Source organism: Nonomuraea rosea (assembly GCF_039539705.1).
Lineage (GTDB): Bacteria > Actinomycetota > Actinomycetes > Streptosporangiales > Streptosporangiaceae > Nonomuraea > Nonomuraea rosea.
This window is the reverse complement of the sequence record NZ_BAABDQ010000016.1, coordinates 207,509-225,216: the sequence shown is the minus strand read 5'-3', so window position 1 is coordinate 225,216 and position 17,708 is coordinate 207,509. Positions and strand designations below refer to the sequence as shown.

Genomic DNA, 17,708 nt, shown 5'->3' with positions numbered 1-17,708 from the left:
AACAGGGGGTCCGCGATGCGCTGGGTGGAGTCCGGTGACGTACGGCTGGCGGTCTTCGAGGAGGGCGACCCCGCCCGTCCGACGGTCCTGCTGCTGCACGGCTACCCGGACACGCACCGGGTGTGGGACGAGGTCGCCGCGCTGCTGCGCGACCGCTTCCACGTGGTGCGCTACGACGTGCGGGGGGCCGGCCGGTCGAGCGCCCCGCGCGACCGTCGCGCCTACGGCTTCGACCGGCTGATCGGCGACCTGTCCGCCGTGCTCGACTCCGTCGGCAAGCCCCGCGTCCACCTCGTCGGGCACGACTGGGGGTCGCTGCAGGGCTGGGAGGCCGTGGCGCGACCGGAGACGCGGGACCGTGTGGCCTCCTTCACCAGCTTCGGCGGCCCGGGGCTGCGGCAGCTCGCGCACTTCGCCCGGCACGGCAGGCGCCGCGACGTCGCCGCGCAGCTCGCCAAGGCCTGGTACATCGGCGCCTTCCTGATCCCGGTGCTGCCCGAGCTGGCCTGGGGCGCGATCATGCCCAGGGCCGTCGGCCGCACCCTGCGGCGCGGCGACGGCGTCCGGCCCAGACCGGGGCATCCGGCCGAGACGCTGGTCGAGGACGGGCGCAACGGGCTGTGGCTCTACCGGCGGAACATGCGCGGGGCGCTCAGGGGAGACGGTCGCGATCCGCGCGTGGACGTGCCCGTGCAGGTCATCGAGTCCAGCCGCGACGCGTTCGTGTCGGGCGCGGTGCTGGCCGCGGCCGGGCAGTGGACGCCCAGGCTGTGGCATCGGAAGGTCGCGGCAGGGCACTGGATCCATCGGAGCCGTCCCGAGGTCGTCGCCGGGATGGTGGGGGAGTTCGCCGCGCACGTGGACGGAGCCGCCCCCGCCAGAGCACTGCGGCGGGCGCGGGCGGGAGAGGGAGGCAAGATGTTCGCCGATCGGCTGGTGGTGGTCACGGGAGCGGGGTCGGGGATCGGGCTGGCGACGGCCCGGGCGTTCGCGGCGCACGGGGCGGAGGTGGTGTGCGCGGACATCGACGCCGACGCCGCCGCGCGGGCCGCCGGCGCCATCGCGAAGGACCTTGGTGGTACGGCGCATGCGGTACAGGTCGATGTCGCGAATATCGATCAGATGGAGGATTTTTCGCAAAAAATCATCTCTGATTATGGCGTGCCGGACATTGTGGTTAATAACGCTGGGATCGCCGTCGCGGGGTCCTTTTTCGATCACACGGTTGACGACTGGCGGCGGATCATCGACGTCAATCTGTGGGGCGTCATCCACGGTTGCCGCCTGTTCGGCGCCGCCATGATCGAGCGCGGCGAGGGCGGCCACATCGTCAACATCGCCTCGCTGGCGGCGTTCGCGCCCTCGCGGCTGCTGCCCGCGTACTCGACCTCGAAGGCCGCGGTGAAGATGCTCAGCGACTGCCTGAGGGCCGAGCTGGCCGGTCACGGCATCGGGGTCAGCGCCGTCTGCCCGGGCTTCATCTCCACGCCGATCGCGAGCAACACCGCGTACGTGGGCGCCGACCTGCGGGACCAGGCCGTCCGCGGGCTGGCGCGGCGCGGATATCCGCCGGAGCGGGTGGCCGCGCACATTCTCCGGGCGGTGCACAGAAATCAGGCCGTCGTTCCGGTCAACCTGGAGGGCAGAATCGGATATGCCCTGTCCAGGATTTCGCCGCGTGTGATGCGTGGACTGGCCCGATTGAGTGGATCCCGGGGAAATTCACAAATTGCCAGGTAACGATCGCTCGTACAGGAGAAGATGAATACGTGTCTTCGCCGCAAATGGATGATGATTGCTCACAGCCCAAAGCCCTCAGGCGGCAGCCCGCACAGCGCCGCAGCGCACGGCGCGTCGAGCGGATGCTCGACGCCTGTGCCGCCCTGCTCGACGAGATCGGGTACGAGTCGCTGTCCACCACCCGCATAGCCGAGCGGGCAGGCGTCGCGATCGGCTCGGTCTACCAGTTCTTCCCCGACAAACGCGCCATCACGCAGGAGCTCACGCGGCGCAACGTCGAGGAGTTCGTGCGCCGGGTCGATCGCCGGTTCCTGGAGCAGGACTACCGCGGCTGGTGGGAGGCGGTCGACGCGATCATCGACGAGTACGTCGACATGCACAGGACCGTCGCCGGCTTCAAGAGCCTGCACTTCGGCGACGCGGTGGACCTCAACCTGCTCGACTCCGACTCCGACAACAACGCGGTGATCGCGGGCCGGCTGCGCGGGCTGCTGCTGAAGGAGTTCGGGCTGGCCGACAGCCCGGAGCTGGACGTGGCCGTGCTGGTGGCCGTCGAGGCGGGTGACTCCGTGCTCAAGCTGGCCTTCCGCCACGACCCGCACGGCTCTCCAGAGATCATCGAGGCGGCCAAGCATCTGATCAGGGGCTTCCTGTCCCGTCAGCTCAAATCCTGGTCACCGCACGCGTAGCGGCTCGCTCCCGCCGACTTCGCCGACCTCCGCCAGCAGGCCGGACAGCCAGGCCGGCACGTGCCGCACCCAGACCTTCCCGCGGTGCTCGCCCAGCGCGGTGGCGGGCACCTGCTGGAAGCGCGGCGTGGCGGGGGTGCGCAGACAGGGCGCGGGGTACGAGACCGCGCGGGCGTCCCTGGCCTCGCGGACATGCAGCCTCACTTCGAGCGCGCGGAGGTTGCGTTCTGCGGATTCGATGGCCTCCAAGCGGGCCGACAAATAGCCGGCCACTCCGGGAACGAGGGCCGACAACACGACGGCACAGGCCAGGGTGAAGGTCATCTGCTTGGACATGCCCATCACAGCCCCTTCGCTCGCGTGACGCAAAGCGAGCTGTATATGCCCGATGAGCTGCGTAGACACGCTCTGCGTAACCAGCCTTTGACAGGACGTTGCCGAATTTGTAAGTGAGCGGCGATGTGCATTGACCGGGCAAAAGCCCGGGTAGCTCGGTAGTCTCGCGGTGTGGCGTATGTGACCCGTGAGCACCTTGATCGTCTGCTTGAGCAGGCCCTACTGGCCGACGACCACAGTTCCCTGGCCGGTCGGCTATACGACGTCGCCCTCGGCTATTCGTCGGGCGACGTCTCCAGGGCATCCATCCTGGTTCTCGCCGCCGAGGAGTGGCGAGCGGCGGGCCAGCCCGCGCGCGCCATGGAGTGTTTCCAGCGCGCGGTCGAGGACGGTGGCGAGGCGGGTTTCGACGCGCGTGCCGGCATCGCCGACACGCTCTTCGAGCTCGACAGACCCGATGAGGCTAGGGAGGTCATCGAGACTATCCGCGCTGAGGGCGGCATCTCAACGGCGACAGCACACACGATCGCCGAGACACTGGTCGCCTACGGCGATCTCCAAGGGGGGCTCGAGTGGGCCACCCAGGCGGCACTGGGCTCCGACGAGAGCGATCCTGATCATGGTGCGGCACTTCGCACCCGTTATCGCATCAGGGTCGACCTCGGGCTGCCGGAGGACGAGCTCGACGAGCTCGTCTCCTGAGGGCACGGTCGCCGGACGGCGGATCCGTCCGCTGACGGCACGGTCGTAACGCGAAGGGGCCGCGGTCGGCGGCCGCGGCCCCTTCGGTTATGGGGAGCCGGGCGCGGCAGGCACGTTCCGCGCCCGGGTGAGGTGGCCTGGGCCGACCAAGGCCAGGTCGCCGCTCAGCGCAGGCCGAGGCCGTGGGCCAGGCCGGTGAAGCCCTCCACCACGGGCTGCCCGCCGGGCAGCATCGAGGTGCCCTCGACGCTCTCCACCGCCTTCGGCAGCAGCACGCCGATGACGTCGGCCCCGACCTCGTACACCGGCTTCTCGAGGTCCAGCGGCGACTGGATGCCGGTGCCGGCGACGCGGTTGTGGTACGGAGACTGGCCGAGCGACATCTCGCTGGGCACCTTCGACTGCAGCGGCTGCTGCGGCAGCGCCGGCAGGGCGGGCAGCGCCGGGATGCCGGCCATGGTCGACAGGTCCTTCATCCCGATCGGGCCGGGCACGGCGGGGAAAAGCGCCGGAGCGCCGGAGGCCAGCGAGGGCATGCCCCAGGTGGCCGCGACCCCGCCGAGGTCGGCGGTGCCCAGCGCGGACTTCCCGGTCGCCAGACCGGTCAGGCCGAGCTGCCTGGCCAGGTCCCCGGCGGCCATGGCCAGTTTGTTGCTCTCCGTGGTGACCATCCTGCTGCTGGCCTTGCCGCCGTCGTTGATGCGGACACGGCTCTGCTTGCCGCAGTGCGCCGCGATCGAGCTGCTCGACAGCAGGGCGTGCTCGGTGTCCGGGCAGGAGTCCGCCGGCGAGGGGCCTGCGGTCAGCCAGCTGACGCCGGCGGTCAGAGCAGCCACCGTAAGGATGCTTCGGATCTTCCGAGATGGCACTTCGCGTCCCCCTGAACGATTTCGGTGATCTGACGAACGCCGAAGGTAGTCAGGCCAGGCGCCCGGGGAGTGCGGCTTGTCCGAAGAGTGGGGCGAACCTTACCGAGCGGGCGGCCGGATGACCGTGCCATGACACGCCGAAGCCCGGAGATCGGCTGGATCTCCGGGCTTCTCGCTGAGTGCTCAGCCCCGCTGGACGAGCAGTTCGTCGTCGCCGAGCTCCACGCGGACCTTGTCGCCGTCCACGACGTCGCCCGACAGCACGGCCTTGGCCAGCTTGTCGCCGATGGCGGACTGGACCAGGCGGCGCAGGGGACGGGCGCCGTACATGGGGTCGAAGCCCGTCATCGCCAGCCACTCGCGGGCCGCGGGCGTGACCTCCAGCGTCAGCCTGCGGTCGGCCAGGCGCCGGCCCAGGCGGTCGACCTGCAGGTCCACGATGCGCGTCAGCTCCTCGGAGCCGAGCGCGTCGAAGAGGATCACGTCGTCGAGCCGGTTGAGGAACTCCGGCTTGAACGCGTTGCGCACCGCGCCCATGACCGCCTCGCGCTTGGCGCCGTTCTCCAGCTTGGGATCGACGAGGAACTGCGAGCCGATGTTGGAGGTCAGGATCAGGATCGTGTTGCGGAAGTCGACCGTGCGGCCCTGGCCGTCGGTCAGCCGCCCGTCGTCGAGCACCTGCAGCAGGATGTCGAACACCTCGGGATGGGCCTTCTCGACCTCGTCGAGCAGCACCACGGTGTACGGGCGCCGCCTGACGGCCTCGGTGAGCTGGCCGCCCTCCTCGTAGCCGATGTAGCCGGGAGGCGCGCCGACGAGCCTGGCCACGCTGTGCTTCTCGGAGTATTCGCTCATGTCGATGCGGGTCATCGCCCGCTCGTCGTCGAACAGGAACTCCGCCAGCGCCTTGGCCAGCTCCGTCTTGCCCACACCCGTCGGGCCGAGGAAGACGAACGAGCCCGTGGGCCGGTCCGGGTCGGCGATGCCGGCGCGGCTGCGGCGTACGGCGTCGGAGACGGCCTGTACGGCCCGCTGCTGGCCGATCAGCCGCCGGCCCAGCTCATCCTCCATCCGCAGCAGCTTGGCCGTCTCCGCCTCCAGGAGGCGCCCTGCGGGGATGCCGGTCCACGACGAGATCACCTCGGCGATGTCGTCGGCCCCGACCTCCTCCTTGACCATGGCGTTGTCCGGCGGCGCGGCGTCGGAGGCGGCCTTCAGCGCCTGCTCCAGGCGGGGCACCTCGGCGTACATGAGCCTGGAGGCGGCCTCGAAGTCGCCGTCGCGCTGGGCCCGCTCGGCGGCGCCCCTGGCCTCGTCGAGCTGCTTCTTCAGCTCGCCGACCTTGTTGAGCCCGGCCTTCTCGTGCTCCCAGCGGCCGACGAGGGCGTTGAGCTCCTCCTGGCGGTCGGCCAGCTCCTGGCGGAGGCGTTCGAGGCGCTGGACGGAGGCCTCGTCGGTCTCCTTCGACAGGGCCAGCTCCTCCATCTTCATCCGGTCGACGTTGCGCTGGAGCTGGTCGATCTCCACGGGACGGGAGTCGATCTCCATGCGCAGCCGCGAGGCGGCCTCGTCGACCAGGTCGATGGCCTTGTCGGGGAGGAAGCGGTTGGTGATGTAGCGGTCGGACAGCGCCGCGGCGGCCACCAGCGCGCCGTCGGCGATCTGCACCTGGTGGTGGGCCTCGTAGCGGCCCTTCAGCCCGCGCAGGATCGCGATCGTGTCCTCGACCGTGGGCTCGCCCACGTAGACCTGCTGGAAGCGCCGCTCCAGCGCCGGGTCCTTCTCGATGCGCTCGCGGTATTCGTCGAGCGTGGTCGCGCCGATCATGCGCAGCTCACCGCGGGCCAGCATCGGCTTGAGCATGTTGCCCGCGTCCATCGCGCCTTCGGCGGCCCCCGCGCCGACGACGGTGTGCAGCTCGTCGATGAACGTCACGATCTGCCCGTTGCTCTCCTTGATCTCGGAGAGCACGGCCTTGAGGCGTTCCTCGAACTCGCCCCGGTATTTCGCCCCGGCCACCATCGCGCCCAGGTCGAGCGAGATCAGCCGCTTGTTGCGCAGCGACTCCGGCACGTCGCCGGCCACGATGCGCTGGGCCAGGCCCTCGACGACGGCGGTCTTGCCGACGCCGGGCTCGCCGATCAGCACCGGGTTGTTCTTGGTGCGGCGGCTGAGCACCTGGACGACGCGGCGGATCTCGGAGTCGCGGCCGATGACCGGGTCGAGCTTGCCGCCGCGGGCGTGCTCGGTCAGGTCGACGCCGTACTTCTCCAGCGCCTGGTAGGTGTCCTCAGGAGTCTCGCTGGTGACGCGGGCGTGGCCGCGTACTTTCTCGAACGCGTCGAGCAGCGCCTGCGGCGCCGCGCCCTGTGTCTTGAGCAGCTCGGCCATCGGCCCCCCGTCGGCGGCCAGGCCGACCAGCAGGTGCTCGGTGGAGACGTAGAGGTCTTCGAGCCGGTTGGCGTGCTGGGCGGCGGTGTTCATCACCGTCAGGAGCTGGCGCGAGCTCGACGGCGCCCCCACCGTCGAGCCCTGCGCCTTCGGCAGCGCCGCGAGCTGCTCCTCCGCCCGCGCCCGGAGCGTGCGCCAGTCGGCGCCGACGGCTTCGAGCAGCGGTACGGCGGTGCCGCCCGTCTGAGAGAGCAGTGTGGTCAGCAGGTGGGCCGGGGAGATCTCCGGGTTGCCGTCGGCGGCGGCACGCCGCATGGCACCCGAGAGCGCTTCCTGGCTCTTCTGGGTGAGCTTGTAGTCCATGATCTTCTAGGCCCCCGGTGGCAGCTCGTAGCGGATCAGCGCGCGCACCATCCGCATCTCGGCGCGCAGACGGTGGACCTCCTCGCGCAGCCGCAGAGCTTCGTTCTCGAGCTCGAGAATCCGCTTGATCCCCGCGAGGTTGATGCCCTCCTCCTGGGAGAGCCGCTGCACCTCGCGGAGCTGGATGATGTCGCGTGTCGAGTAAAGGCGGCCGCGCCCGGCCGTGCGCCCAGGACTCACCAGGCCGAGCCGGTCGTACTGCCGCAGCGTCTGCGGATGGAGCCCCGACAGCTGCGCGGCCACCGAGATCACATAGACGGGCGTGTCGTCTGACAGGTCGAAATAGTTGGCGTCCATCGGCTACTCGCTTCTGGCTCGCTGAATGAGATCAGCGCGCGGGTCCTCACCCGCGATCGCGGTGTTGAACTCCGTGAGAAGCTCGCGAGACTTGTCGTCGAGCGTCTTGGGCACGACCACCTCGACCGTTGCGAGCAGGTCGCCCTTGGTGCCGTCTTTGCGGGCGACGCCTCTGCCGCGCACGCGGAACGTGCGCCCGTTGGGCGTGCCCGCGGGAATACGCAGCGTGACCGGCAGACCCTTGAGGATGGGCACCTTGATCTCCGCGCCCAGCGCGGCCTCCGTGAACGTCACCGGCACAGTGATCGTCAGGTTGTCACCCGACCTGCCGAACACGGCGTGCGCCTTGACGTGCGTCTGGATGTAGAGGTCGCCCGCCGGGCCGCCGTTCTCACCCGGCGCGCCCTTGGCCTTGAGCTTGACCCGCTGGCCGTCGGCCACCCCCGCGGGAATCCTGGCCTGGATGGTGCGGGTGCTCTTGGCCCGGCCGCTGCCCTCGCACACGGGGCAGGGGTCGTCCACGATCAGCCCGCGGCCCTTGCAGTCGCGGCAGGGCTCGGAGAAGGCGAAGTTGCCCAGGTTGCGGCTGGCCGCGCCGGTGCCCTCACAGGTGGGGCAGACCCTCGGGGTCGTGCCCGCCTTGGCGCCGGTGCCCGTGCACGCCTTGCAGGCGGCCGAGCTGGTCAGCCTGAGCGACACCGTCGTGCCCTCGACCGCTTCCGTGAACGTCAGCGTGACCTCGGACTCGATGTCCTGGCCACGCCTCGGCCTGGTCGCACTGGTCGTACGGGCGGAGCCGGCACCGCCCCCGCGGTTGAACAGCCCCCCGAACAGGTCGCCGAGCCGCTCTCCCGCGCCGCTGGGCTGGCCCTGCTGGCCGGTGCCGCCGAACAGGTCGCCGAAGTCGAACGGGAAACCGCCACCGCCCGGCCGCTGGCCGCCCACCCCGGACCCGAACAGCGTGCGCGCCTCGTCGTACTCCTTGCGGCGCTTGCCGTCGGACAGGACGTCGTAGGCCTCGGAGACCTCCTTGAACTTGGTCTCCTTGGCCGAGTCGCCCTGGTTGGTGTCCGGGTGGTACTGCCTGGCCAGCTGCCGGTACGCCTTCTTGATCTCGTCGGCGGTGGCGGTCTTGGGCACACCAAGGACGGCGTAGTAGTCCTTTTCCAGGTAGTCCTTGGTGCTCATCTGCGGCCCTTCGTCTTCGTGTTAGTTGTCGTCGTCGTCATTGGACGCGGGAGGAGCGTCCTCGGGCTCGGCAACGGCCACCCGCGCCGGGCGCAGCACCCGGTCACCCATCCGGTATCCAGGCTGCAGCACCTCGATCGCGGTCGGCTCGGTCACCTCGGGCGAGTAGCTGTGCATCAGAGCCTCGTGCACCATCGGGTCGAACGGGTCGCCCTTCTGGCCGTAGGCGCTGAGGCCCAGCTTCGTGACCGCCGCTTCCAGTGACTCTGCCACCTTCGCGAAGCCACCGGTCAGCTCGCCGTGGTCGCGGGCCCTGCCGATGTCGTCGAGCACGGGCAGCAGCTCGGCCAGCACTCCCGCGACCGCCTGCTCGCGGACCGCGGCCCGGTCGCGCTCGACCCTGCGGCGGTAGTTGGTGTACTCCGCCTGGAGACGCTGCAGGTCGGCCGTCCGCTCGGCGAGCTGGGCCGCCAGCTCGCCGTCCTGGGCCTGCGGCGCCGCGTCGGGCGCCTCCTGCGGGAAGCCCTGGGCCTCGCGCACCTGCCCCGTCTCAGGGTCGATCTTGCGGTTGTCGCGGATCACTGGCTCCTCATGCCCGTTTTCACGCGGCGGCATCACTTGTCCTTCTTCGGCTGGTCTTCGTCGACGATCTCGGCCTCGACCACGTCGTCGTCGGCCTTCTGGTCCTGGTCGTCGGCGGCGTCCTGCGGAGCGGCGCCCTCGCCGCCCTGCTGGGCCTGGCTCTGCGCGTAGATCGCCGAGCCCATCTTCTGGCTGACGGTGGCCAGCTTCTCCGCCGAGGTGCGGATGACGTCGGTGTCGGTTCCCTCAAGAGCCTTCTTCAGCTCGGTCAGGGAGTCGTTGACCTCGGTCTTGATGTCGCCGGGGACCTTGTCGTCGTTCTCGCGGAGGAACTTCTCCGTCTGGTAGGCGAGCCCGTCCGCGTTGTTGCGGACCTCGGCCTCCTCGCGGCGCTTCTTGTCCTCCTCGGCGTACGACTCGGCCTCGCGCATCATCCGCTCGATGTCGTCCTTCGGCAGCGCGGAGCCGCCGGTGATGGTCATCGTCTGCTCCTTGCCCGTGCCCAGGTCCTTGGCGGAGACGTTGACGATGCCGTTGGCGTCGATGTCGAAGGTGACCTCGATCTGCGGGATGCCGCGCGGCGCCGGCGCGATGCCGGTCAGCTCGAACGTGGCCAGCTTCTTGTTGTAAGAAGCGATCTCGCGCTCGCCCTGGTAGACCTGGATCTGCACCGACGGCTGGTTGTCCTCGGCCGTGGTGAAGACCTCGGAGCGCTTGGTCGGGATCGTCGTGTTGCGCTCGATGATCTTGGTGAAGATGCCGCCCTTGGTCTCGATGCCCAGCGACAGCGGGGTCACGTCGAGCAGCAGGACGTCCTTGACCTCACCCTTGAGCACGCCGGCCTGGAGAGCGGCGCCGATGGCGACGACCTCGTCGGGGTTGACGCCCTTGTTGGGCTCCTTGCCGCCGGTCAGCTCCTTGACGAGCTCGGAGACGGCGGGCATGCGGGTCGAGCCGCCGACGAGCACCACGTGGGCGATGTCGGCGACCTTGATGCCGGCGTCCTTGATGACCTGGTGGAACGGGCCCTTGGTCCGGTCGAGCAGGTCGGCGGTCAGCCGCTGGAACTCCGAGCGCGTCAGCTTCTCGTCGAGGTGCAGCGGGCCCTCGGACGACGCCGTGATGTAGGGCAGGTTGATGTTGGTCTCGGACTGGCTGGACAGCTCGATCTTGGCCTTCTCGGCCGCCTCGCGCAGTCGCTGCAGGGCCATCTTGTCCTTGGCCAGGTCGACGCCGTGCGCGTTCTGGAAGCGCTTGACGAGCTCGTCCATGACGCGCTGGTCCCAGTCGTCGCCACCGAGGTGGTTGTCGCCGGAGGTGGCCTTGACCTCGACGAAGCCGTGGCCGTCCTCCTGGCCGACGTCGAGCAGCGACACGTCGAAGGTGCCGCCACCGAGGTCGAAGACCAGGATGGTCTGGTCCTGCTCCTTGTCGAGCCCGTAGGCGAGGGCCGCCGCGGTCGGCTCGTTGATGATGCGGAGCACGTTGAGGCCCGCGACGGTGCCGGCCTCCTTGGTGGCCTGGCGCTGGGCGTCGTTGAAGTAGGCGGGAACGGTGACCACCGCGTCGGTGATCTTCTCGCCCAGGTACGCCTCGGCGTCCTGCTTCAGCTTCTGCAGCACGAAGGCGCTGATCTGCTGCGGCGAGAACTTCTTGCCGTCGATCTCCTGGGACCAGTTGGTGCCCATTTCCCGCTTCACCGAGCGGATCGTCCGGTCCACGTTGGTGACGGCCTGTCGCTTGGCGACCTCGCCGACCAGGACCTCGCCGTTCTTCGCGAACGCGACCACGGACGGCGTGGTCCGTGAGCCCTGCGCGTTGGCGATGACTGTGGGCTCACCGCCCTCGAGGATCGAGACGACGGAGTTGGTCGTCCCAAGGTCGATACCTACCGCACGTGCCATGAGTACGTCCTTGTAGTCAAAGTTGAGTCGGTCGGACTCAAGCTACGGATGTGTGTCGTCTTTGTCAAACGACTTGAGCCTACCCGACTCAACCTCGATGAGCGTGAAAGCATTCCCGCCGATCGGGCAACAACGGGCGTGACAGTCCACAACCTTCGTAACGGGATGAAACGATTGCGGGTTCCTCCTGACCTCTTCGACGCGCACTTCGCCGAGATCCACCGGTACATCGCGCGGCGGCTGTCCGAGGACGTGGCCGACGATCTGGCGGCGGAGGTCTTCGTGGTGGCTCTCGACGGCGGCTACGACCCGGCGATCGGCGCGGTGCGTCCCTGGCTGTACGGGATCGCCACGAACCTCGTCGCGCGGCACCGCCGTACCGAGATCAGGCGGTGGCGGGCGATCAGCCGGACGGCCGGGCGGGACCGGGGGAGCCACGACGATCCCGCGGACCACGAGGACCAGGTGCTCGACCGGGTGACCGCCGCGCGCTTCACCGGCCCGCTGGCGGGGGCGTTGGCCGGGCTGAAGCAGCGCGACCGGGACGTCGTCCTGCTGGTCGCGCTCGGCGGGCTCAGCCATGCCGAGGTGGGCGAGGCCCTGCGCATCCCGCCCGGCACCGTCGCGTCCCGGCTGAACCGGGCGCGCAAGCAGTTGCGCAAGGCGCTCGGCCCGATCAACCCGTTCAAGGAGGACCTCGATGGATGAGCTGGACCTGCTCGCTCGCGCGCTCCCGGACGCGCGGCCGCCGTCCCCCGAGGTGGTGGCCCGCGCCCGCGCCCGCGTGGCCACCGGCCCGCATGCCGGCGTCCGGGCGCGGCCCGCGTGGCGGCGCTTCAGGGCGATGTGGGCGCCGCTGGCCACGGCCGCCGTCGTGGCGCTGGTCGCGGTCCTCGTGTCGAACCTGGCCGCCCCCGCGCCCGCCCCGGTGCTCCAGCAGCGCAATCAGGAGCTGCTCGACCTGGCCGACCGGGTCGGAAGACTGCCCGCCGAGGGCGGCGCCTACTGGCGGCAGGTGACGGTCAGCGGGCGCTACATGAAGAGCGGCGGCTACACCCTGCTGGCGACCGGCCGGCGAGAGGTCTGGCTGCCGCGCGACCCGGCCCGCACGGTGCTCACGGTGTCCTGGCCGCGCTCCATCGCCCGCCCCGCCACGGCCGCGGACATGCGCGCCTGGCAGGCCGCCGGATCCCCGGCCAAGGTCGAGAACGAATGCCCGCCCGCGAAGCGCTGCGGCTCCGTGCCGGTCACCACCGAACTCGGAAGCTGCCGGTACGACCTGACCGCCGAACCCTCCGGCAGCTACCCCGACAGATCGGTCGCCTCGTTCACCATGGCCGACCTGGCCGCACTCCCCACGGACGAGGCCGCGCTCAGGGAGAAGCTCCGCGGCTACCACAAGGTCTGGTACGACCGCGGCTTCACGCAGACGTTCGAGCAGTTCCTGCCCGTGGCGGCGAACCTCCTGTCGATGCCGCTCACCCCCGCCCAGCGGGCCGCGCTGCTCCGGCTGCTCGCCGGGTCGCCGGCCACCGAGGTCGTGGGCCCGGTGATCGACCCGCTGGGCAGGAAGGGCCTGTCCGTGAACCTCGGCCTGGTGGACGGCACGCTCTCGTCCGGCGGTAAGCCGGGCACGGACCTGCCTGTCTACTACCGGCTGATCCTCGACCCGGCCACCGGCGCGACGCTGGCCCGCGTGTCCTACGCGGCCCGTGCGGGACTGGGGAGGACCGCGCACGAAGCCGTCACCTTCCAGGCCCGCGCCGCGGGATCCGGCTGGACCTCGGAGCCGCCCGCCGCCCCCAGGGGGTGCAAGGCGTCGCGATGACGCACGCGGACCCCGGCACGGTGGGCGCGTACCGGGGTCCGCTGGGGAGATGGCTCAGCTCACGGGTGATGGCAGGCGGGATCGAGCCCTCTCACCAGACCCCGAGGATGCGCGGCGCCCCCACGCGCCTGATCGATGTATCGCAACAAATCGATCGATTGTCATCAGGGGTGTCCGATGTTGGACAGGTCACGGTTTCGCGCCGTCCACGATCTTCCGCTTGCCGAGGGCCTTCTTGAGCTTGACCGTCGTGGTCTTCTCGACGGCGATCATGATGCAGGAGACGTTCGCGGCCTTGGGGCCGGTGCCCTCGTACAGGGTGATGGTGACCCGCTTGGCGCTCTCCTTCACCTTGACCCTGTCCAGGACCGTGCAGGGCGCGACGCCCGACCACCAGGTGAGCTTGACCTTCTTGTTCTTGGAGACCGGCTTCGCCTTGGTCCAGCGGATCTTGTGGACGTTGATGGCGTCGCCCGTCGGCTTGACCGCCTCAGGACCCTTCGTGGGCGCCGTGGTGGGTGTGGTGGTGACGGGGCTCGACACGACCGGTGGCTTCTCCGGGGCGGAGGAGGCGGCCCGCTCGGCGGGCGGGGCGGCGCCGCAACTCGTCGCGAGCACCAGACATCCGGCCAGGAAAGTCGCTGTCATTGTCCGCATACCCATAGGACGAACCAGGCGGGTCCCTGGTTCAGCGCTATGCCGATGAGGTGGGCGGTTAGTGTGGTCAGCGTGCTCCGTCAGGCCCTGCTCGCCATCTCCAAGAGCCGCCGCGCCGAGCGGCTCGTCACCGGCTCACCGCTGACCGCGGACGTGGTCAGGCGCTACGTCGCCGACGACATCGGCGCCGTCATCGACCGGCTGACCCGTAACGGCCTGCTCGTCACCGCCGACCATCTCGGTGAGGAGGTGACCGACAGAGCCCAGGCCCAGCGCGCGGTCGGCGAATATCTGTCGCTCCTCGACCGGCTGCCCGCCGGCGCGGACGTGTCGGTCAAGCTCACCGCGCTCGGCCTGCGGCTGTCGGAGCAGCTCGCGCTCGACCACGCCGCCGTCATCTGCCAGGCCGCCGAGGCCAAGGACGTCACGGTGACGCTCGACGCGGAGGAGCACGACACGATCCCCGGGCTGCACGCCGTGCACGCCACGCTGCGCAAGGAGCATCCCGACGTGGGGGTGGTGGTGCAGGCGTACCTGCCGGAGGCGCTGGAGCGCTGCGAGAAGCTCGGCGGCGCCCGCGTACGCCTGTGCAAGGGGGCCTACACCGCCCCCGGCGCCTACACCGCGCCCGCCGACATCGACCTGTCCTTCGTACGGTGCCTCAAGGCCCTCATGGCGGGCACCGGCTACCCCATGGTCGCCACGCACGACCCCAGGCTGGTGCGGATCGCCTCGACGCTGGCCGTCCTCGACGGGCGCGACACGACCGGCTTCGAATACCAGATGCTGTACGGCGTGCGCCCCGCCGAGCAGGCCCGCCTGGCCGGGCTGGGCGCGAAGATGCGCGTCTACGTCCCCTACGGCGCCGACTGGTACCCCTACCTCATGCGCCGCCTGGCCGAACGCCCCCGCAACCTGGCCTTCTTCCTCAGGTCCCTGGTGTCGCGAGGCTAGCCGATAGGCTTCGAGGACCTACCGAGGAGCCGAAATGATCGCGATTCTGGGCACCGGCAAGATGGGCGAGGCCCTGCTGTCGGGGCTGCTGCGGGCCGGGTTCAAGCCTGGCGACATCATGGCGACCACGCGCAGGCCCGAGCGGGCGCAGGCGCTGCGCGACACCTACGGCGTGCGCACGGTCCCCAACTCGGAGGCGGCCAAGAGCGCCGACACGCTGATCCTGGCCGTCAAGCCGCAAGACATGGCCACGCTGCTGGCGGAGATCGCCCCCTACGTGCCCGCCGACCGCCTGGTGATCAGCGCCGCGGCCGGCATCACGACGTCGTTCGTGGAGCAGCGGCTCGGGGTGGACGTGCCGGTGGTCAGGGTGATGTCCAACACGCCGATCAGGTTCGACGAGGCGATGAGCGTGATCTCGGCGGGCGCGCACGCGGGTGAAGACCATCTGAAGCTCACCGAGGGCCTGCTCAAGCCCGTCGGCAAGGTGCTGCGCATCCCCGAGTCCCAGCAGGACGCCGCCACGGCGCTGTCCGGCAGCGGCCCCGCCTACTTCTTCTACCTGGTCGAGGCCATGGTCGACGCGGGCATCCTGCTCGGCATGCCGCGGGCCGCCGCGCTCGACATGGTCACCCAGTCGATCGTCGGGGCCGCGGTGATGCTGCGCGACTCCGGCGAGCACCCGGTGATCCTGCGCGAGGCGGTCACCTCGCCGGGCGGCACCACGATCGCGGCCATCGCGGAGCTGGAGCGGCACAGCGTGCGCGCCGCGTTCCTGGCCGCCATCGAGGCCGCCCGCGACCGCGGCAGGCAGCTCGCCTCCGGCTGAGACCCCACGAAGGCGTCACGGAGGCGCCGCTGAGGGCCGTGGGAGCCCTGAGGCTCGTGAGCCCGCGCTGAGGATCGCCCGGATGATTTGAGCGGTCGCTTGGGAGGGCGGGCTGCCCTGCTCCTACGATGGGTCGGGTGACGATCCGTCGCGGGATTCCCCCGCTGCTCGTCCTTTTAGCACTGACCGGCTGCACGACCGACGAGCCGCCCAGCGTCCAGGTGGGCGACGTCATCCGTGCGCCGGTCACCGAGGTCGTCGAGGCCCCCGCCACGATCGGCGCGCGCGCCTCCGCGACCCTGCGCTCGCCCGCCCAGGGCACGATCGCCAAGCTGTACGTCCGCGAGGGCGACCACGTGCGCAAGGGCCGCCTGCTCGCCAAGATCCGCTCACCCCAGGCCCAGGACCAGCTCGAACAGGCCCGCCAAGCCTCCAAGACGGCCAAGCCCGCGAGCTTCGCCACGAACGTGGCGCTGCCGTCGTTCGACACCAGGGCGTTCGATCGCAAGGTCGCCGTCCACTTCGCCAGGGCCCGCAAAGAGGCGAAGAAGGTCAAGGACGTCCAGACGCGCAGGCAGCTCCTGAACGCCATCGATCTGGCCCAGGCCCAGCACCGGGCGCAGACCCAGGCCCTGGCCTCGATCACCGCCCGGCTCAACCGCTCGATCAGCGGGATCCTGTCCGGCGTGACCAGCGGCCTGTCCACCTCCATGGCCTCGTTGCAGGCCGCCTCGAAGTCCCAGGCCAAGATCGCGGTCAAGGCGGCGAAGAGCACGGTCGACTCGCTGACGATCAAGGCTCCGTTCAGCGGCGTCGTCACGCTGGGCCGGGCCTCGGGCGGCGGCGCGTCCGGCGGCGTCGGGAGCCTGCTCAGCCAGCTCCCCGGCGGCGGGCAGCTTCCGTCCGTGCCCTCCGCGGGCTCGTCCTCCGGCAGCCCTGTGGCGACCGGGGTGCCCGTCTCGGCGGGCGACCCCATCCTCACCGTCACCGACGTCTCCGAGCTCACCCTCGACGCCGACGTGGACGAGACGGACGTGCTGCTGGTCGAGAAGGGCGCCAAGGCGGCGGTCGAGCTGGACGCGGTGCCCGGCGCGACCTACACCGCCGCCGTCACCGGCATCGGCGTCACGCCGATGGCGGGCACGACCGGCGGCGTCAGCTACCCGGTGCGGCTCACGCTCGGCCCCGGCGCGTTCGACGACGGCTCCAAGGCGCCCACGCCCAAGCCGGGCATGAGCGCGGTCACGCGGCTGACCGTGCGCGAGTCGCCGTCCGCCGTCTCCGCCCCGGCCTCGGCGATCGTCTCCAGCGGGCGCGAGAGCGTGGTCTGGGCGATCAGGAACGGCGTGACCGAGCGGCGCGTGGTCAAGCTCGGCGCCCAGGGGGACGCCGTGGTGGAGGTGCTGAGCGGGCTGTCCGTGGGGGAGCGCATCGTGGTCAAGGGCGCGGACTCCGTACGGCAAGGGCAGCGTCTCCCATGAGCGCGCCCGCGAACCGTCGGGACAGCGAGCCGCCCGCGCGGCGGGAGGACGGGACGGCGACGCCCGCCATCGAAGCGGTGGACCTCGTCCGGCGCTACGAGCTCGACGGCGTGGCCGTGGAGGCGCTGCGGGGCGTGACGCTGCGGATCGACAGGGGCGAGTTCGCGGCCGTCATCGGGCCGTCGGGGTCGGGCAAGTCCACGCTCATGCACCTGCTCGGCTGCCTCGACCGGCCCACCTCCGGAGTGCTCAGGATCAACGGGGTCGAGCTGGCCGGGCTGACCGACACCGAGCTGGCCGAGCTGCGGAACCGGACCATCGGCTTCGTCTTCCAGTCCTTCCACCTGCTGGGCAGGACCTCGGCGCTGGACAACGTGGCGCTGCCGCTGGTCTACCGGGGCGTCGGCAAGGCCGAGCGGCGCGACCGGGCCTGCGCGGCGCTGGAGTCCGTGGGGCTCGGGCACCGGCTGGACCACCGGCCCTCGCAGATGTCCGGCGGCGAGCAGCAGCGCGTGGCCATCGCCAGGGCGCTGGTCGGCGAGCCCAAGGTGCTGCTGGCCGACGAGCCCACGGGGAACCTCGACACCGGCAACGGCACCGAGGTCATGGCCCTGCTCGACCGGCTCAACGGCGCGGGCGGCGTGGCCGTGGTGCTGGTCACGCACGAGCCGGAGATCGCGGCCCACGCCAGAAGGCAGATCCACGTACGCGACGGCCTGATCGAACGCGACACGGCCGCCCCATGAGCACGCGAGGGAGTGCCGTCGTCTGGAGGAGCGGCGGGAGCGAAGCGACCAGAGCGGGGGAAGACGGCGGCGTAGGGCGACCGAGCCCGCCG

16 protein-coding genes and 1 pseudogene are annotated in these 17,708 nt (G+C 70.5%); 9 read left to right on the top strand and 8 right to left on the bottom strand.

All coding sequences use genetic code 11. The annotated features are described in order from the left end of the window. Positions 1-15 precede the first annotated feature (15 nt). Together ABEA43_RS33120 and ABEA43_RS33115 are read left to right on the top strand one after the other, a co-directional pair. The gene (locus tag ABEA43_RS33120) at positions 16-1,740 is read left to right on the top strand and encodes an SDR family oxidoreductase (RefSeq protein WP_345567999.1); all 1,725 of its coding nucleotides are present in this window, start codon (positions 16-18) and stop codon (positions 1,738-1,740) included. 122 nt (positions 1,741-1,862) lie between these two features. After that, the gene (locus ABEA43_RS33115) at positions 1,863-2,429 is read left to right on the top strand and encodes a TetR/AcrR family transcriptional regulator (protein ID WP_345567997.1); all 567 of its coding nucleotides are present in this window, start codon (positions 1,863-1,865) and stop codon (positions 2,427-2,429) included. Here ABEA43_RS33115 and ABEA43_RS33110 read toward each other — a convergent pair. Continuing rightward, entirely contained in the window at positions 2,415-2,765 is a 351-nt protein-coding gene (locus ABEA43_RS33110; RefSeq protein ID WP_345567996.1) for a hypothetical protein, read from the bottom strand. The two genes, ABEA43_RS33115 and ABEA43_RS33110, sit on opposite strands and share 15 nt — an antisense overlap. A 171-nt stretch (positions 2,766-2,936) precedes the next feature. Here ABEA43_RS33110 and ABEA43_RS33105 point away from each other — a divergent pair, with 171 nt between their 5' ends. Then, positions 2,937-3,467, top strand: a complete 531-nt coding sequence (locus ABEA43_RS33105) for a tetratricopeptide repeat protein (protein WP_345567995.1) — start codon at positions 2,937-2,939, stop codon at positions 3,465-3,467. Positions 3,468-3,631: 164 nt separating this feature from the next. Here ABEA43_RS33105 and ABEA43_RS33100 read toward each other — a convergent pair whose 3' ends face one another. From ABEA43_RS33100 to dnaK, 6 genes and pseudogenes are all read right to left on the bottom strand, one after another. Further along, positions 3,632-4,303 (bottom strand): hypothetical protein, encoded by a 672-nt coding sequence (locus tag ABEA43_RS33100; protein ID WP_345567993.1) that lies wholly within the window; start codon positions 4,301-4,303, stop codon positions 3,632-3,634. 216 nt (positions 4,304-4,519) lie between these two features. Then, positions 4,520-7,090, bottom strand: coding sequence for an ATP-dependent chaperone ClpB (gene clpB / locus ABEA43_RS33095; protein ID WP_345567991.1), 2,571 nt, complete (start codon positions 7,088-7,090; stop codon positions 4,520-4,522). Between the two features lie 33 nt (positions 7,091-7,123). Then, positions 7,124-7,447, bottom strand: a pseudogene (locus ABEA43_RS33090) (heat shock protein transcriptional repressor HspR); the annotation flags it as partial. Positions 7,448-7,450: 3 nt separating this feature from the next. Beyond that, complete coding sequence (gene dnaJ / locus ABEA43_RS33085) at positions 7,451-8,635, bottom strand: molecular chaperone DnaJ (protein WP_345567989.1); 1,185 nt, start codon at positions 8,633-8,635, stop codon at positions 7,451-7,453. A gap of 21 nt (positions 8,636-8,656) precedes the next feature. After that, positions 8,657-9,250 carry a nucleotide exchange factor GrpE gene (gene grpE / locus ABEA43_RS33080; protein ID WP_345567987.1) on the bottom strand — a complete coding sequence of 198 codons (594 nt, stop codon included), beginning with the start codon at positions 9,248-9,250 and terminating at the stop codon, positions 8,657-8,659. After that, positions 9,250-11,121, bottom strand: a complete 1,872-nt coding sequence (dnaK, locus tag ABEA43_RS33075) for a molecular chaperone DnaK (RefSeq protein WP_345567985.1) — start codon at positions 11,119-11,121, stop codon at positions 9,250-9,252. Before dnaK ends, grpE begins: the two co-directional genes overlap by 1 nt. A 165-nt stretch (positions 11,122-11,286) precedes the next feature. Between dnaK and ABEA43_RS33070 the strand changes: the two genes are divergently transcribed. Together ABEA43_RS33070 and ABEA43_RS33065 are read left to right on the top strand one after the other, a co-directional pair. Then, on the top strand, positions 11,287-11,829 hold the full coding sequence (locus ABEA43_RS33070) for an RNA polymerase sigma factor (RefSeq protein WP_345567983.1): 543 nt from the start codon (positions 11,287-11,289) through the stop codon (positions 11,827-11,829). Continuing rightward, positions 11,822-12,949, top strand: coding sequence for a CU044_5270 family protein (locus tag ABEA43_RS33065; protein WP_345567981.1), 1,128 nt, complete (start codon positions 11,822-11,824; stop codon positions 12,947-12,949). Before ABEA43_RS33070 ends, ABEA43_RS33065 begins: the two co-directional genes overlap by 8 nt. Before the next feature lie 189 nt (positions 12,950-13,138). Here ABEA43_RS33065 and ABEA43_RS33060 read toward each other — a convergent pair whose 3' ends face one another. Then, positions 13,139-13,597, bottom strand: a complete 459-nt coding sequence (locus tag ABEA43_RS33060; protein ID WP_345567979.1) for a hypothetical protein — start codon at positions 13,595-13,597, stop codon at positions 13,139-13,141. A gap of 81 nt (positions 13,598-13,678) precedes the next feature. On the opposite strand from ABEA43_RS33060, the gene ABEA43_RS33055 reads away from it, so the two are divergent. The 4 genes from ABEA43_RS33055 to ABEA43_RS33040 all read left to right on the top strand — a co-directional run bounded on the left by ABEA43_RS33055 (position 13,679) and on the right by ABEA43_RS33040 (position 17,616). Beyond that, a complete protein-coding gene (locus ABEA43_RS33055) occupies positions 13,679-14,560 on the top strand; it encodes a proline dehydrogenase family protein (protein ID WP_345567977.1) in 882 nt (293 codons plus the stop codon). A 34-nt stretch (positions 14,561-14,594) separates the two neighbouring features. Beyond that, positions 14,595-15,389 carry a pyrroline-5-carboxylate reductase gene (proC, locus tag ABEA43_RS33050; RefSeq protein WP_345567975.1) on the top strand — a complete coding sequence of 265 codons (795 nt, stop codon included), beginning with the start codon at positions 14,595-14,597 and terminating at the stop codon, positions 15,387-15,389. Between the two features lie 137 nt (positions 15,390-15,526). After that, a complete protein-coding gene (locus ABEA43_RS33045; RefSeq protein ID WP_345567974.1) occupies positions 15,527-16,870 on the top strand; it encodes an efflux RND transporter periplasmic adaptor subunit in 1,344 nt (447 codons plus the stop codon). Beyond that, positions 16,867-17,616, top strand: a complete 750-nt coding sequence (locus ABEA43_RS33040; protein WP_345567972.1) for an ABC transporter ATP-binding protein — start codon at positions 16,867-16,869, stop codon at positions 17,614-17,616. The genes ABEA43_RS33045 and ABEA43_RS33040 overlap by 4 nt, the downstream gene beginning before the upstream one ends. Positions 17,617-17,708: the final 92 nt, after the last annotated feature.